The following is a 919-nucleotide window of genomic DNA, read 5'->3' as shown; positions in this document are numbered from 1 at the left end:
CTCCGTCTTATCTCGAGTAGTACGTGTGTGTATGAATTGGAATCGGTTCGGGCGGCGGGCGGCTCAATCCGCCTCAGTTCGCATTCGATGCCTGCCGCGCGACCACGGGCGCGGCGAGCCGCGTGCCGGTCGCGTCGAAGCCGCCGCCGAGCGCGCGGATCAGGCCGATCTGCAGATCGCGCCGGCGCATCTTCAGGTTCGTCACCGTCTGTTCGGCCGCGAGCCGGTTGCTGTCCGCGTTCAATACCTGCAGCTGCGGCGACAGCCCGCCCTTGTAGCGGATCACCGCCAGCTCGTAAGCCTTCGTCGACGCGTCGAGCGCGCGCTGCGCATCGCCCATCTGCTGGTCGATCGAGCGGATCGACGACACCTGCGTCGCCACCTCGTTCAGCGCGTTCACGAGCGTCTGGTCGTAGTTCGCCACGTCGAGATCGAAGTCCGCATAGCGGCCCTTGAGCTGCGCGCGCAGCGCGCCCGCATCGAAGATCGGCAAGTGGATCGCCGGGCCGAACTGCGCCTGCCGGCTCGCGAAATTGAGGAATTTGCCCCAGCCGAACGCATCGAAACCGAAGCCCGCCGCGAGGTTCACGTCGGGGTAGAACTCCGCCTTCGCTTCCTTCACGTTGTGCAGCGCCGCCTCCACCTGCCAGCGCGCGGCCACCAGGTCCGGCCGCCGCGCGACCAGATCGGCCGGCAGGTTGTCCGGCAGCGCCACCGCGCCGCTCGGGTTCAGCACCGGCTCGGCGATCGACAGCCCGCGATCCGGGCCCTTGCCGAGCAGCGCCGCGAGCTGGTAGCGCGTCGTCGTGATCTGGCCGTCGAGATCCGACAGCGTCGATTGGCTGGTCGCGACGTTGCCGCGCGCGGTCTGCCGCTCGACGTTGGTGTCGAGCCCCGCGCCGACCCGGCCGTCGGTGAT

General features: G+C 68.9%; 1 protein-coding gene. It reads right to left on the bottom strand.

The window, feature by feature from the left end; genetic code table 11:
- Positions 1–73: 73 nt before the first annotated feature.
- Positions 74–919: efflux transporter outer membrane subunit (locus AC1RQF_RS33360; RefSeq protein WP_492874396.1), on the bottom strand; the 846-nt coding region annotated here is incomplete at its 5' end.

The organism is Burkholderia sp. GW821-FHT14F03 (assembly GCF_058803765.1).
Note: the sequence above shows the minus strand (reverse complement) of the source record. Positions and strands in the feature narration are given on the sequence as shown.